Below are 14,248 nucleotides of genomic sequence, written 5' to 3'. Positions count from 1 at the left end.
GCCTGTGAAAACGCGATGTTGGTTTCCTTGTCATGACACTCCCGTCCGATCTGCCTGCCGAACTCGCCCACCGTGGCGTGCGCCCGGTCGATCGCCTCGGTTTTACCCTGTTTCTGGCGGCGCTGATCCACTTGGCCTTGCTGTTGGGTGTCGGATTTGCAGTGGTCGAGCCCAAGCAGATCAGCAAAACCCTGGAAATCACCCTCGCCACCTTCAAGAGCGAAAAGAAGCCAGAGAAAGCCGATTTCCTGGCCCAGGAGAATCAGCAAGGTAGCGGCACCCTGGATAAAAAGGCGATTCCCAAGACCACCGAGGTCGCGCCGTTCCAGGACAACAAGGTACAAAAAGTCACGCCACCGCCGGCTGCCAAGCCTGAAGTGCAGGAAGCCCCGCCCAAGGCTGCCGTGACCACCGTGGCGCCGAAGCCGAAAAAAGCCCCCGCCAAGACCGAGGAGCCCAAGACCGAGGTAAAAACCCAGGTCCAGGCGCCGACCTTCGACAGCGAGCAACTGTCCAGCGACATCGCCAGCCTGGAAGCGGAACTGGCCGCCGAACAACAGCTGTACGCCAAGCGCCCGCGCATTCACCGCTTGAGCGCGGCCTCGACCATGCGCGACAAGGGCGCCTGGTACAAGGACGAATGGCGCAAGAAAGTCGAGCGGATCGGTAACCTCAACTACCCCGATGAAGCGCGGCGCAAACAGATCTACGGCAACTTGCGCTTGATGGTGTCGATCAACCGTGATGGTTCACTGTATGAAGTGCTGGTGCTGGAATCTTCAGGTCAGCCGCTGCTGGATCAGGCGGCGCAACGGATCGTCAGGCTGGCAGCGCCTTTTGCGCCGTTTACCGGGGATTTGTCGGATATCGATCGGTTGGAGATAATCCGCACCTGGAAATTTGCCCGCGGCGATCGCCTCTCCAGTAACTGACCACACACCCCACACCTGTAGGAGCGAGCTTGCTCGCGATAAACCTGAGAGCACCGCGGGGTGTCAACCTGGCAGCGTTATCCTTGACGACCATCGCGAGCAAGCTCGCTCCTACAGAATTGCGCTAATTCCTGTGCATCCCCAGCTTGTCAGTTCGCCCCTCGAACGCCACACTAGCGGTCATGAAAAACGTCAGCCCCAGCTACCTCAAGCATCAATTCCTGATCGCCATGCCGCACATGGCCGACCCAAACTTTGCGCACACCTTGACCTACATCGTCGAGCACACGGCCAATGGCGCCATGGGGCTGGTGGTCAACCGTCCGCAAGATCTGAACCTGGCCGATATCCTTGAGCAATTGCGCCCGGAAATCGAACCGCCTGCCCTCTGCCAGCATGTGCCGATCTTCATCGGTGGCCCGGTGCAGACCGATCGCGGTTTCGTCCTTCACCCCAAGGGGCAGAGTTTCCAGGCGACCGTTGATCTGGAAGACGAGTTGGCCCTGTCGACCTCCCAGGACGTGCTGTTCGCCATCGCTGACGGCGTCGGCCCGGCAAAAAGCCTGATCGTCCTCGGCTACGCCGGCTGGGAAGCCGGGCAACTGGAGGCCGAACTGGCGCAGAACGCCTGGCTGAACTGCCCGTTCGACGCGGACATCCTGTTCAACACCAGCAGCGAACTGCGTCTGGAAGCTGCCGCCAAGCACCTGGGCGTCAACCTCAGCCTGCTGACCAGTCAGGCGGGGCACGCCTGATGGCCCTGAAGCTGATTCTGGGTTTTGACTACGGCACCAAACAGATCGGCGTTGCGGTCGGCCAGGTGATTACCGGTCAGGCCCGCGAGCTATGCACCCTGAAGGCGCAGAATGGCATTCCTGACTGGAACCAGGTCGAAGCCCTCATAAAAGAGTGGAAACCCGATGCCGTGGTGGTCGGCCTGCCGTTGAACATGGACGGTACGCCCAGCGACATGTGCGCCCGCGCGGAAAAGTTCGCCCGGCGCCTGAACGGCCGCTTCAATTTGCCCTTCTATACCCACGATGAACGCCTGACCACCTTCGAGGCCAAGGGCGAACGCCTGGCTCGTGGCGGCCAGAAAGGCAGTTACCGCGACAACCCGGTCGATGCCATCGCCGCCGCCCTGCTGCTGCAAGGCTGGCTCGACGAAAACACCGCACTGTTTGAATCCTGAAGAGCCGCTGCGCGTCTCTCTTAGCTACAACCCGAGCCACTTCCCGCACAGGCTGGCTCGGGCCCAAGAAGGAGCAACCATGAGCCTGCCCAATCCCGCCGAACTGATCAGCCAGATGGCGACCCGACTTGACGCCTATCTTGCCAAACGAGGCATCAGCGACCCGCGTTTCATCGGCATCCGCACCGGCGGCGTCTGGGTGGCCCAGGCTCTGCTCAACGAGCTGGGCAGCAATGCCCCCCTCGGCACCCTGGACGTGTCCTTCTACCGCGACGACTTCAGCCAGAACGGCCTGCACCCGCAGGTTCGCCCTTCGGCGTTGCCGTTCGAGATCGAAGGCCAGCACCTGGTGCTGATCGACGACGTGCTGATGAGCGGCCGGACCATCCGCGCCGCCATGAACGAACTTTTCGACTACGGCCGCCCGGCCAGCGTAACGCTGGTGTGCCTGCTGGACCTGGACGCCGGCGAACTGCCGATCCGCCCGAACGTGGTTGGCGCCACCCTGTCGCTGGCGGCCCACGAACGGGTGAAGCTGTCCGGTCCCGAGCTCGCGCTCGAACTGCAAGACCTCGCCCTTTAATTCGCCCTATTGAGAGTCCCCCTTGCGATGACGCCTCTAGAAACCAAGCGCCCGCTGCAGCTCAATGATCAGGGCCAGCTGCGCCACTTCCTCTCGCTCGACGGTTTGCGCCGCGAACTGTTGACGGAAATCCTCGACACTGCCGACTCCTTCCTTGAAGTCGGCGCCCGGGCCGTGAAGAAAGTCCCGCTGCTGCGCGGCAAGACCGTGTGCAACGTGTTCTTCGAGAACTCCACCCGTACCCGTACCACCTTCGAACTGGCGGCCCAGCGCCTCTCGGCGGACGTGATCACCCTCAACGTGTCGACATCGTCGGCAAGCAAGGGCGAAACCCTGCTCGACACCCTGCGCAACCTGGAAGCCATGGCTGCCGACATGTTCGTCGTGCGCCACGGCGATTCGGGTGCCGCGCACTTCATCGCCGAACATGTTTGCCCACAAGTGGCGATCATCAACGGCGGTGACGGCCGGCACGCTCACCCGACCCAGGGCATGCTCGACATGCTCACCATCCGCCGGCACAAGGGCGGGTTCGAAAACCTTTCGGTGGCCATCGTCGGTGACATCCTGCACTCGCGGGTTGCGCGTTCGAACATGCTGGCCCTGAAAACCCTGGGTTGCCCGGATATTCGCGTGATTGCGCCGAAAACCCTGCTGCCGATCGGCATCGAGCAATACGGCGTGAAGGTCTACACCGACATGACCGAAGGCCTGAAGGACGTTGACGTGGTGATCATGTTGCGCCTGCAGCGTGAACGCATGACCGGCGGCCTGTTGCCGAGCGAAGGCGAGTTCTACCGCCTGTTCGGCCTGACCACCGCGCGCCTGGCCGGCGCCAAGCCCGATGCCATCGTGATGCACCCGGGGCCGATCAACCGTGGCGTGGAAATCGAGTCAGCGGTGGCCGACGGCCCGCACTCGGTGATCCTCAACCAGGTGACCTACGGGATCGCCATTCGTATGGCGGTACTGTCCATGGCCATGAGCGGGCAGACTGCGCAACGCCAATTCGAGCAGGAGAAAGCCCAGTGAAGCTCAGCATTCTCGGCGCCCGCGTGATCGATCCGGCCAGTGGCCTGGATCAAGTGACCGATATCCACATTGAAGCCTGCAAAGTCGTCGCCCTTGGCGTGGCGCCAGCCGGTTTTGTCGCCGTCGACACAATTGACGCCAAAGGCCTTGTGGCCGCTCCCGGCCTGGTCGACCTCAACGTTGCCCTGCGCGAGCCGGGTTACAGCCGCAAAGGCTCGATTGTCAGCGAAACCCGCGCGGCGGCGGCTGGTGGCGTGACCAGCCTGTGCTGCCCGCCAAAGACCAAACCGGTACTGGACACCTCGGCGGTGGCCGAACTGATCCTCGACCGTGCCCGCGAGGCCGGCAACACCAAAGTCTTCCCGATTGGCGCCCTGAGCAAAGGCCTGGACGGTGAACAGCTGGCAGAGCTCGTAGCACTGCGCGATGCCGGTTGCGTGGCCTTCGGCAACGGGCTGGAGAGTTTCCGCAACACCCGCACCCTGTGCAGGGCGCTGGACTACGCAGCGACTTTCGACCTGACGGTGATTTTCAACTCCCAGGATTACGATCTGGCCGAGGGCGGCCTGGCTCACGAAGGCCCGACCGCCAGCTTCCTTGGCCTGCCGGGCATCCCGGAAAGCGCTGAAACCGTCGCCCTGGCCCGGGATCTGCTGCTGGTTGAACAGACCGGCGTGCGCGCGCACTTCAGCCAGCTCACCAGCGCACGCGGCGTAGAGCTGATCGCCCAGGCCCAGGCCCGGGGTCTGAAGGTGACAGCGGATGTCGCCCTATACCAGCTGATCCTGACCGACGAAGCCCTGATCGACTTCAGCAGCCTGTATCACGTCCAGCCACCGCTACGCACCCGCGCCGACCGCGACGGCCTGCGCGCAGCGGTGAAATCGGGCGTGATCTCGGCGATCTCCAGTCATCACCAACCCCATGAGCGTGATGCCAAACTGGCACCGTTCGGCGCGACCGAGCCAGGCATCAGCAGCGTTGAACTGCTATTGCCACTGGCAATGACCCTGGTCGAAGACGGCTTGCTGGACCTGCCGACACTGATCAAGCGCCTGAGCACCGGCCCTGCCGAAGCCTTGCGTCTGCCGGCAGGCAAACTGGCGGTGGGTGGCGCGGCGGACATCGTGCTGTTCGACCCGGCGGCCTCGACCGTGGCGGGTGAAAGCTGGTTGTCCAAAGGCGAAAACTGCCCGTTCATTGGCCACAGCTTGCCGGGCGTGGTGCGTTACACCCTGGTGGATGGCCGCATTAGCCACCAAGCGTAACTCCGCGTCGCCTGCATTCGCGAGCAAGCCCGCTCCCACATTAGTTCTGCGATGAACACAGTATCTGTGAACACCAAAGATCAAATGTGGGAGCGGGCTTGCTCACGAAGACGATTTAGAAGGCGCCTCTATTCTGCGCATTACGCACAGAAACCTGGTCATTCAACGTCCAGAAGTCATACAGCACCCCGAGAAAGAACAACCCGCCCGTCAGCAGGTACAGCAATCCACTGATCCATTTCCCCTGATACATCCGGTGTACGCCGAACACCCCGAGAAACGTCAGCAGGATCCACGCCACGTTGTATTCGATGGGGCCTGCGGTGAACCGCAGGTCCGCTTCACGGTCCATGGACGGGATCAGGAAGAGGTCGATCAGCCAACCGATCCCCAGCAAGCCGAAGGTGAAGAACCAGATCGTCCCGGTCACCGGCCTGCCGTAATAGAAGCGGTGAGCCCCGGTAAAACCGAAAATCCACAGCAGGTAACCGATCACTTTGCTGTGGGTGTCTTGCTGCTGGACAGCCTGTTGATAGGGGTTCATGAATGACCTCGATTCGCACGATAGATAAATATTCTTTAATTCTTTGTGACTTTTTTACAGGCACCCGACGTATGGCAAGTGCTACCTTCACTCCCGTCAAAGCCTTGTAACACCGGACTCCTGTCCGACAATTGCACCATTTTGCCGCTTTTTTGCCACCATTGCCCCCCCGGATTGAATCGACCAACGGCCTCGGAAGCGGCAAAAAAGCTGTTATAAAGTTGCGCGCCAACAATTAAGAGCCTTGCCTAATGCGTTCATTTTTCAAGACATGGCTAACCATTTGCCTTTTGATGCCACTGGCCGCCCACGCCACCAATCGTGAGCAACGTCTTCCAAACGTTAATGGTTACACCCCAAAATCCCATGCCTCTGCTCCTTCGAGCAAAGACAAGAAATCCGTTAAATATGCTCCAAGCCTGGCCAGCAGCAAAAGCGGCCTGGTTCCACCGATGGGCACCAAGGAAAGCAGCGACGTGCTTAGCCGCGCCGTGAACGTCCTCGGCACCCCCTATCGTTGGGGCGGCAGCAGCCCAAGCAAAGGCTTCGATTGCAGCGGCCTGGTGAAATACGCGTTCAACGACGCCACGTTCGACCTGCCACGCACCTCCAACGCCATGGCCAGCGGTCATGGGGAGAAAGTCGATCGCAACGACCTGAAGCCGGGCGACCTGATTTTCTTCAACATCAAGAGTCGTCGGGTCAATCACGTTGCCATTTACCTGGGTAACGACCGCTTCATCCACGCGCCACGTCGTGGCAAGTCGGTGTCCATCGACACATTGAAGAAACCGTACTGGGAAAACCACTACGTGGTTGCCAAGCGGGTTCTGCCGAAAGAACAGAATGCGTTGCGGGTTGTTCAGCGCTGATTTCAGCACCCTGAATCCGCATCGAACATGATGGCCCATCGCGAGCCTGCTCGCGATGGCGGTTTTGAAAGCACCAGATTTCTGCCTCAAAAGCCATCCGGTGACCGCGCCTTCTCCCGCGCATGGTCACGACTGACCAACCCCTTGGTCACCAGGTCCTTCAAGCTCATATCCAGCGTCTGCATCCCCAACGACCCTCCCGACTGAATCGCCGAGTACATCTGCGCCACCTTGTCCTCGCGGATCAGGTTCCGGATCGCCGATGTTCCCAGCATGATCTCGTGGGCCGCGATGCGTCCGCCGCCGATTTTCTTCACCAGGGTCTGGGACACCACCGCCAGCAGCGACTCGGAGAGCATCGAGCGCACCATCGACTTCTCGTCCCCTGGAAACACATCGACCACCCGGTCGATGGTTTTCGCCGCCGACGTGGTGTGCAGCGTGCCGAACACCAGATGCCCGGTTTCGGCCGCGGTCAACGCCAGGCGAATGGTTTCCAGATCGCGCATCTCCCCCACCAGGATCACATCCGGGTCTTCCCGCAGTGCCGAACGCAAGGCGGTGGCGAAACTACGAGTATCACGATGGACTTCACGCTGATTGATCAGGCATTTGCGCGACTCGTGAACGAACTCGATGGGGTCTTCGATGGTGAGGATGTGGTGATGGCGATGGGTATTGAGGTAATCGATCATCGCCGCCAGCGTGGTGGACTTGCCGGAACCGGTCGGGCCGGTTACCAGCACCAGGCCACGGGGAGCGTCGGTCATCTTGCGGAACACGTCGCCCATGCCCAGTTCATCCATGCTCTGCACTTTCGCCGGGATGGTGCGAAACACCGCGCCCGCGCCACGGTTCTGGTTGAACACATTGACCCGAAAACGCGCCACGCCGGGTACTTCAAAGGAAAAGTCGGTTTCCAGATGCTTTTCGAACTCCACCCGCTGGGCGTCATTCATGATGGCATGGATCAGAGTCTGCACCTGGTGGTGATCCAGGGCCGGCAGATTGATGCGTCGCACATCACCGTCGACGCGAATCATCGGCGGCAGGCCGGCGGACAAGTGCAGATCGGATGCCCCCTGTTTGGCGCTGAATGCCAGCAGCTCAGTGATATCCATAGCGCCTCTCAATTCCAGTAGAATGCCGCGAACCTTCAGACCGCTGGCGCCTCTTGATGTCCACCATAGCAGACAACATTCTTCAGGTTAGTTCGCGCATACATGCCGCAACACTTGCCGCAAACCGCGCCGAAAACAGCGTCCAGTTGCTGGCTGTGAGCAAGACCAAACCCGCTCAAGACCTGCGTGAAGCCTACGCCGCCGGTCTGCGCGACTTTGGCGAGAACTACCTTCAGGAAGCGCTGGGCAAACAACTCGAACTGGCCGACCTGCCCTTGATCTGGCACTTCATCGGCCCCATTCAATCGAACAAGACTCGCGCTATCGCCGAGCACTTCGACTGGGTGCATTCCGTGGATCGCCTGAAAATCGCACAACGGCTGTCCGAACAACGTCCCGCCGATTTGCCGCCCTTGAATATCTGCATCCAGGTCAATGTCAGCGGTGAGGCCAGCAAGTCCGGCTGCACTCCGGCCGATCTGCCGGCCCTTGCCAACGCCATCTGCGCCCTGCCGCGCCTGAAACTGCGCGGGTTGATGGCAATCCCCGAGCCGACGGAAGATCGCGCCACCCAGGATGCCGCTTTCGCTACCGTGCAAAGCCTGCAAGCCAGCCTGAACCTGCCGCTCGACACACTTTCCATGGGCATGAGCCACGATCTCGAATCGGCCATCGCCCAAGGCGCCACTTGGGTGCGGATCGGTACCGCCCTGTTTGGCGCCCGCGACTACGGCCAGCCTTGAAAAATGGCTGACTCTTCTCTTTATAAGGACCTGACATGAGCAAGACACGTATTGCCTTTATCGGTGCCGGCAACATGGCCGCCAGTCTGATCGGCGGCCTGCGGGCCAAAGGTCTGGAAGCAGCACAGATCCGCGCCAGCGATCCGGGCGAAGAAACCCGTGCCCGCGTGAGCGCTGAACACGGCATAGAAACCTTTGCCGACAACGCCCAGGCCATCAACGGAGCCGACGTGGTCGTGCTGGCGGTCAAACCCCAGGCGATGAAAGCCGTGTGCGAAGCCATTCGCCCAAGCCTCAAGCCCCATCAACTGGTGGTTTCGATTGCCGCAGGCATCACCTGCGCCAGCATGAACAACTGGCTCGGCGCCCAGCCGATCGTGCGCTGCATGCCCAATACCCCGGCGCTGGTACGTCAGGGTGCGAGCGGTCTGTTCGCAACAGCCGAAGTGTCAGCCGAACAGCGTCAGCAGGCCCAGGAGCTGCTGTCCGCGGTCGGTATCGCCCTATGGCTGAATGAAGAGCAGCAATTGGATGCCGTCACCGCCGTATCCGGCTCGGGCCCGGCGTATTTCTTCCTGCTGATCGAGGCCATGACCGCCGCCGGGGTGAAACTCGGCCTGCCAGCGGATATCGCCGCGCAACTGACACTGCAAACCGCACTGGGCGCCGCACACATGGCGGTTTCCAGCGACGTCGATGCTGCCGAGCTTCGCCGCCGTGTCACTTCGCCTGCAGGCACCACAGAAGCTGCAATCAAGTCGTTCCAGGCCAATGGCTTTGAAGCCCTGGTTGAAAAAGCACTCGGTGCTGCCGCGCATCGCTCGGCCGAGATGGCCGAACAACTGGGTCAATAAGGAGCTTTTCATGATTGGATTGAATACCGCAGCGGTCTACGTGCTGCAAACTCTCGGCAGCCTGTACCTGCTGATCGTGCTGATGCGTTTCGTACTGCAATTGGTGCGGGCGAACTTCTACAACCCGATCTGCCAGTTCATCGTCAAGGCCACCCAGCCACTACTCAAGCCGCTGCGCCGGATCATCCCGAGCGTATTCGGCCTGGACATGTCCTCGCTGGTGCTGGCGATCCTGGTGCAACTGGCGCTGATGGCCCTGACCCTGCTGCTGACCTACGGCACCATCAGCAACCCGCTGCAATTGCTGATCTGGTCGATCATTGGCGTGACTGCACTGTTCATGAAGATTTTCTTCTTCGCCCTGATCATCAGCGTGATCCTGTCCTGGGTCGCCCCGGGCAGCCATAACCCGGGCGCCGAACTGGTGAACGACGTCTGCGAACCGGCCCTGGCGCCGTTCCGCAAGTTCCTGCCGAACCTGGGCGGCCTGGATCTGTCGCCGATCTTTGCGTTCCTGGCACTCAAGCTGATCGACATGCTGGTGATCAACAACCTCGCCGCCATGACCATGATGCCGCAAATCCTCCGCGTGTTGATCTGACCCGGTGAGCTGGTTTCGCTGGGACGGTGACGACCTGATTCTGGAGTGTCACCTGCAACCGGCAGCCCGTAGCGATGATTTCTGCGGGCTGCATGGCGATCGCCTGAAAATTCGCCTGACCGCGCCGCCTGTCGAGGGCAAGGCCAACGCGTATCTGATGGCGTTTCTGGCCAAGGCCTTTGGCGTGTCCAAGAGCCAGGTCAGCCTGATCAGTGGCGAGTTGAACCGGCAGAAACGGGTGCGAATCTGCTCGCCGAAGAAGTTGCCGGACTTGCCTGATCTGGTGCGTCCGGCAGGCTGACCGCTTCATCGTTCATCGCGAGCAGGCTCGCTCCCACATGGACCGCATCAATCCTGTGGGGGCGAGCCTGCTCGCGAATGGCGCACCTCGATCTTATTGAATGAAATCAGGCCCGGCCTTTGCTTGCCGCTAACCCCAGCGGTCTTTAGACTTACGCCTCATTTCAATGAGAGCAGGGTCGATGCCAGCTGCCTTTCCCCCCGATTCTGTTGGTCTGGTGACGCCGCAAGTGGCGCACTTCAGCGAACCCCTGGCGTTGGCCTGCGGTCGCTCGCTCCCGGCCTATGACCTGATCTACGAAACCTACGGCACGCTCAACACCACGGCGAGCAACGCCGTGCTGATCTGCCATGCCCTGTCCGGCCATCACCACGCCGCCGGCTACCACAGCGCCGACGACCGCAAACCCGGTTGGTGGGACAGCTGCATCGGTCCCGGCAAGCCGATCGACACCAGCAAGTTCTTCGTGGTCAGCCTGAACAACCTCGGCGGCTGCAACGGCTCCACTGGCCCGAGCAGTATCAACCCGGACACCGGCAAGCCGTTCGGCGCCGACTTCCCGGTCTTGACCGTCGAGGATTGGGTGCACAGCCAGGCGCGCCTGGCAGATCGTCTCGGCATCGCCCAGTTCGCGGCCGTGATCGGCGGCAGCCTCGGCGGCATGCAGGCGATGCAATGGAGCATCACTTACCCTGACCGCATCCGTCACTGCCTGGCCATCGCCTCGGCACCCAAGCTGTCGGCGCAGAACATCGCGTTCAACGAAGTGGCGCGCCAGGCGATCCTCACCGACCCGGAATTCCACGGCGGTTCGTTCCAGGAACACAACGTGATCCCCAAGCGCGGCCTGATGCTGGCGCGGATGGTCGGGCACATCACCTACCTGTCCGACGACTCCATGGGCGAGAAATTCGGCCGCGGGCTCAAGAGCGAGAAGCTCAACTACGACTTCCACAGCGTCGAGTTCCAGGTGGAAAGCTACCTGCGCTATCAGGGCGAGGAGTTCTCCGGGCGCTTTGATGCCAACACCTACCTGTTGATGACCAAAGCGCTCGACTACTTCGATCCGGCGGCGAACTTCGACGATAACCTGGCGAAAACCTTTGAGGGCGCCAAGGCCAAGTTCTGCGTGATGTCGTTCACCACCGACTGGCGCTTCTCCCCTGCCCGCTCGCGGGAACTGGTGGACGCGCTGATGGCCGCGCGCAAGGACGTCTGCTACCTCGAGATCGACGCCCCGCAAGGCCACGACGCCTTCCTGATTCCGATCCCGCGCTACCTGCAGGCATTCGGCAATTACATGAACCGCATTACGTTGTGAGAAAGCCATGAGAGCTGATCTGGAAATCATCCAGGAATGGATCCCCGCCGGCAGCCGCGTGCTCGACCTCGGGTGCGGCGATGGCGAACTGCTGACCTGGCTGCGCGATAACAAGCAAGTCACCGGTTATGGCCTGGAAAACGACGCCGACAATATCGCCGAGTGCGTGGCCAAGGGCATCAACGTCATCGAACAGGACCTGGACAAGGGCCTGGGCAACTTTGCCAGCAACAGTTTCGATGTCGTGGTCATGACCCAGGCGCTGCAAGCGGTGCACTACCCGGACAGGATCCTCGAGGAAATGCTGCGCGTCGGTCGCCAGTGCATCATCACCTTCCCCAACTTCGGCCACTGGCGCTGCCGCTGGTACCTGGCGAGCAAGGGCCGCATGCCTGTTTCCGAGTTCCTGCCGTACACCTGGTACAACACGCCGAACATTCACTTCTGCACCTTCGCCGACTTTGAAGCCTTGTGTCGCGAACGTGAAGCGAAGGTCATTGATCGGCTGGCCGTGGATCAACAGCATCGGCACGGGTGGGCCAGTAAGCTATGGCCTAATCTGTTAGGTGAGATCGGAATCTACCGCGTCAGCAGTCCGGGACTTTCCGACCACAAGGTCGCGGTCTGATTCACCCTATTGCAAGGAGAACGATCATGGGTCGTCTAGCGTTATTTCTACTCACTGCCTGCCTTAGCGTTACCGCCATGGCCGCCGACGTCATCAAGGGCGAGCGCAAGGAAACCTTCGGTGACGTGACGGTGCATTACAACACCTTCAACTCCACCTACCTGACCCCGGACATTGCCAAGTCCGCCGAACTGATCCGCAGCAAGAACCAGGGCGTGATCAACATTTCGGTACTCAAGGAAGGCAAACCACTGATGGCCCAGGTGAGCGGCTCGGTCAAAGACCTGACCAGCCAGACCGTGCCATTGAAATTCAAACAGATCACCGAACAAGGCGCGATCTACTACATTGCGCAATATCCGGTGGATCAGCAGGAAGTCCGCACCTTCGATATCAAGGTGCAGACCGGCGATAAAACCAACACAATCAGTTTCCAACAAGAGCTTTTCCCCGGCCAATGATGAATTTCACCCAACTCGTACTGGCCAGCCATAACGCCGGCAAACTCAAGGAACTCCAGGCCATGCTCGGCGAGTCGGTGCACCTGCGCTCGATCGGCGAGTTCAGCAGCGTCGAGCCCGAAGAGACTGGTTTGTCGTTCGTCGAGAACGCCATCCTCAAGGCCCGCAATGCCGCGCGCATTTCCGGCCTGCCGGCGCTGGCCGACGATTCCGGGCTGGCGGTGGATTTCCTTGGCGGCGCGCCCGGTATCTACTCGGCGCGTTATGCCGATGGCAAGGGCGATGCGGCGAACAACGCCAAGCTGCTCGACGTGTTGAAAGACGTGCCTGAAGCCGAACGTGGCGCGCAGTTCGTATGCGTGCTGGCACTGGTGCGCCACGCCGATGATCCGTTGCCGATCCTCTGCGAAGGTTTGTGGCACGGGCGAATCCTGACCCAGGCCAGCGGCGAACACGGTTTTGGCTACGACCCGCTGTTCTGGGTGCCGGAGCGCGATTGCTCCAGCGCCGAGCTGAACCCAGGCGACAAGAACCGGATCAGCCACCGCGCCCGTGCAATGGATCTGCTGCGCCAGCGTCTGGGCTTGAAATGACCCGTGAATCTTCCGCGTCGCCGCTGATCTTCGGCGGTGATGCTCTATCGCCTCGGGCGGCCCTGCCTGTGCTGCCGCCCTTGGCGCTGTATATCCACATCCCGTGGTGCGTGCGCAAATGCCCTTATTGCGACTTCAACTCCCACACCGCCAGCCCTGTGCTGCCGGAAGAAGAGTACGTCGACGCCTTGCTGGCCGATCTCGATCAAGACCTGCACGCCGTCCATAGTCGCGAGCTGAGCTCTATCTTCTTCGGTGGCGGCACGCCGAGCCTGTTCAGTGCTGATTCGCTGGGTCGCTTGCTCAAGGGCGTCGAACAGCGCATTCCGTTTGCCAGCGACATCGAAATCACCCTGGAAGCCAATCCGGGGACGTTCGAGCAAGACAAGTTCGTGGCGTACCGGAAACTGGGGATCAATCGCCTGTCGATCGGCATCCAGAGCTTTCAGCAAGAAAAGCTCGAGGCCCTGGGGCGGATTCACAACGGTGACGAAGCGGTACGCGCCGCCGGCATGGCGCGGCAGGCCGGGTTCGATAACTTCAACCTGGACTTGATGCACGGCTTGCCGAATCAGTCCCTGGACGATGCCTTGGCCGACCTGCGCACAGCCATCGCCCTGAAACCGACACACCTGTCGTGGTATCAACTGACCCTGGAACCGAACACGGTGTTCTGGAACCAGCCGCCGACGCTGCCGGAAGACGACACGTTGTGGGACATTCAGGAAGCCGGACAAGCGCTGCTGGCCGAACACGGTTATGCGCAATACGAAGTCTCTGCCTATGCCCTGCCCGGTCGCCCGGCGCGACATAACCTCAATTACTGGAGTTTTGGCGACTTCATTGGCATTGGCGCCGGTGCCCACGGCAAGCTCAGTCACCCGGACGGGCGCATCATCCGCACCTGGAAGACCCGCCTGCCGAAGGATTACCTGAATCCGGCGAAAAGCTTCAAGGCTGGCGAGAAAGCGCTGACCAATGAAGAGATGCCGTTCGAGTTCCTGATGAACGCGCTGCGTCTGACCGAGGGTGTCGAATCGCGGCTGTACCCGGAACGTACCGGGATGACGCTGGAAAGCCTCGCTGAAGGCCGCCGTGAAGCCGAACAAAGCGGCCTGTTGCAGGTCGAACCTTCACGTCTGGTAGCCACCGAACGCGGACAACTCTTTCTCAACGACTTGCTGCAGAAATTTCTGACATAA

The 14,248-nt window shown here is 60.9% G+C and carries 18 protein-coding genes; 16 read left to right on the top strand and 2 right to left on the bottom strand.

Annotated elements, in window-relative coordinates:
• Positions 1-32 precede the first annotated feature (32 nt).
• The 6 genes from AC3WTM_RS18990 (at position 33) to AC3WTM_RS18965 (ending at position 5,007) form a co-directional block, all read left to right on the top strand.
• Entirely contained in the window at positions 33-932 is a 900-nt protein-coding gene (locus tag AC3WTM_RS18990) for an energy transducer TonB (protein WP_057712923.1), read from the top strand.
• A gap of 182 nt (positions 933-1,114) precedes the next feature.
• Positions 1,115-1,687 (top strand): YqgE/AlgH family protein, encoded by a 573-nt coding sequence (locus tag AC3WTM_RS18985; protein WP_102670635.1) that lies wholly within the window; start codon positions 1,115-1,117, stop codon positions 1,685-1,687.
• Positions 1,687-2,124 (top strand): Holliday junction resolvase RuvX, encoded by a 438-nt coding sequence (gene ruvX, locus AC3WTM_RS18980; protein WP_056726497.1) that lies wholly within the window; start codon positions 1,687-1,689, stop codon positions 2,122-2,124. The genes AC3WTM_RS18985 and ruvX overlap by 1 nt, the downstream gene beginning before the upstream one ends.
• Before the next feature lie 79 nt (positions 2,125-2,203).
• On the top strand, positions 2,204-2,707 hold the full coding sequence (pyrR, locus tag AC3WTM_RS18975) for a bifunctional pyr operon transcriptional regulator/uracil phosphoribosyltransferase PyrR (RefSeq protein WP_102670634.1): 504 nt from the start codon (positions 2,204-2,206) through the stop codon (positions 2,705-2,707).
• Positions 2,708-2,734: 27 nt separating this feature from the next.
• Positions 2,735-3,739 (top strand): aspartate carbamoyltransferase catalytic subunit, encoded by a 1,005-nt coding sequence (locus AC3WTM_RS18970; protein WP_085716380.1) that lies wholly within the window; start codon positions 2,735-2,737, stop codon positions 3,737-3,739.
• The gene (locus AC3WTM_RS18965) at positions 3,736-5,007 is read left to right on the top strand and encodes a dihydroorotase (RefSeq protein WP_102670633.1); all 1,272 of its coding nucleotides are present in this window, start codon (positions 3,736-3,738) and stop codon (positions 5,005-5,007) included. The genes AC3WTM_RS18970 and AC3WTM_RS18965 overlap by 4 nt, the downstream gene beginning before the upstream one ends.
• A gap of 115 nt (positions 5,008-5,122) precedes the next feature.
• On the opposite strand, the gene AC3WTM_RS18960 is transcribed toward AC3WTM_RS18965, so the two are convergent.
• Complete coding sequence (locus AC3WTM_RS18960) at positions 5,123-5,551, bottom strand: NINE protein (protein WP_102670632.1); 429 nt, start codon at positions 5,549-5,551, stop codon at positions 5,123-5,125.
• A gap of 251 nt (positions 5,552-5,802) precedes the next feature.
• On the opposite strand from AC3WTM_RS18960, the gene AC3WTM_RS18955 reads away from it, so the two are divergent.
• Positions 5,803-6,423, top strand: coding sequence for a C40 family peptidase (locus tag AC3WTM_RS18955; protein ID WP_102670631.1), 621 nt, complete (start codon positions 5,803-5,805; stop codon positions 6,421-6,423).
• An 86-nt stretch (positions 6,424-6,509) separates the two neighbouring features.
• Here the strand turns inward: AC3WTM_RS18955 and AC3WTM_RS18950 are convergent, their stop codons facing one another.
• Complete coding sequence (locus AC3WTM_RS18950; RefSeq protein ID WP_102670630.1) at positions 6,510-7,544, bottom strand: type IV pilus twitching motility protein PilT; 1,035 nt, start codon at positions 7,542-7,544, stop codon at positions 6,510-6,512.
• 56 nt (positions 7,545-7,600) lie between these two features.
• Here AC3WTM_RS18950 and AC3WTM_RS18945 point away from each other — a divergent pair, with 56 nt between their 5' ends.
• The 9 genes from AC3WTM_RS18945 (at position 7,601) to hemW (ending at position 14,248) form a co-directional block, all read left to right on the top strand.
• The gene (locus AC3WTM_RS18945) at positions 7,601-8,287 is read left to right on the top strand and encodes a YggS family pyridoxal phosphate-dependent enzyme (protein WP_057712916.1); all 687 of its coding nucleotides are present in this window, start codon (positions 7,601-7,603) and stop codon (positions 8,285-8,287) included.
• Positions 8,288-8,322: 35 nt separating this feature from the next.
• On the top strand, positions 8,323-9,141 hold the full coding sequence (gene proC, locus AC3WTM_RS18940; RefSeq protein ID WP_102670629.1) for a pyrroline-5-carboxylate reductase: 819 nt from the start codon (positions 8,323-8,325) through the stop codon (positions 9,139-9,141).
• Between the two features lie 10 nt (positions 9,142-9,151).
• On the top strand, positions 9,152-9,742 hold the full coding sequence (locus tag AC3WTM_RS18935) for a YggT family protein (protein WP_102670628.1): 591 nt from the start codon (positions 9,152-9,154) through the stop codon (positions 9,740-9,742).
• A gap of 4 nt (positions 9,743-9,746) precedes the next feature.
• Positions 9,747-10,043, top strand: a complete 297-nt coding sequence (locus AC3WTM_RS18930) for a DUF167 domain-containing protein (protein WP_008046477.1) — start codon at positions 9,747-9,749, stop codon at positions 10,041-10,043.
• Between the two features lie 181 nt (positions 10,044-10,224).
• Positions 10,225-11,364, top strand: coding sequence for a homoserine O-succinyltransferase MetX (gene metX, locus AC3WTM_RS18925; protein ID WP_102670627.1), 1,140 nt, complete (start codon positions 10,225-10,227; stop codon positions 11,362-11,364).
• A gap of 7 nt (positions 11,365-11,371) precedes the next feature.
• Positions 11,372-11,992: a methionine biosynthesis protein MetW gene (metW, locus tag AC3WTM_RS18920; RefSeq protein ID WP_056726485.1), complete on the top strand. Its 621-nt coding sequence runs from the start codon at positions 11,372-11,374 to the stop codon at positions 11,990-11,992.
• A 26-nt stretch (positions 11,993-12,018) separates the two neighbouring features.
• Positions 12,019-12,453, top strand: coding sequence for a DUF4426 domain-containing protein (locus AC3WTM_RS18915; protein WP_102670626.1), 435 nt, complete (start codon positions 12,019-12,021; stop codon positions 12,451-12,453).
• Positions 12,450-13,046, top strand: a complete 597-nt coding sequence (gene rdgB, locus AC3WTM_RS18910) for an RdgB/HAM1 family non-canonical purine NTP pyrophosphatase (protein ID WP_102670625.1) — start codon at positions 12,450-12,452, stop codon at positions 13,044-13,046. The genes AC3WTM_RS18915 and rdgB overlap by 4 nt, the downstream gene beginning before the upstream one ends.
• A complete protein-coding gene (gene hemW / locus AC3WTM_RS18905) occupies positions 13,043-14,248 on the top strand; it encodes a radical SAM family heme chaperone HemW (RefSeq protein WP_102670624.1) in 1,206 nt (401 codons plus the stop codon). The genes rdgB and hemW overlap by 4 nt, the downstream gene beginning before the upstream one ends.

This window comes from Pseudomonas sp. EU05-FHT14B02 (genome assembly GCF_058791055.1).
Note: the sequence above shows the minus strand (reverse complement) of the source record. Positions and strands in the feature narration are given on the sequence as shown.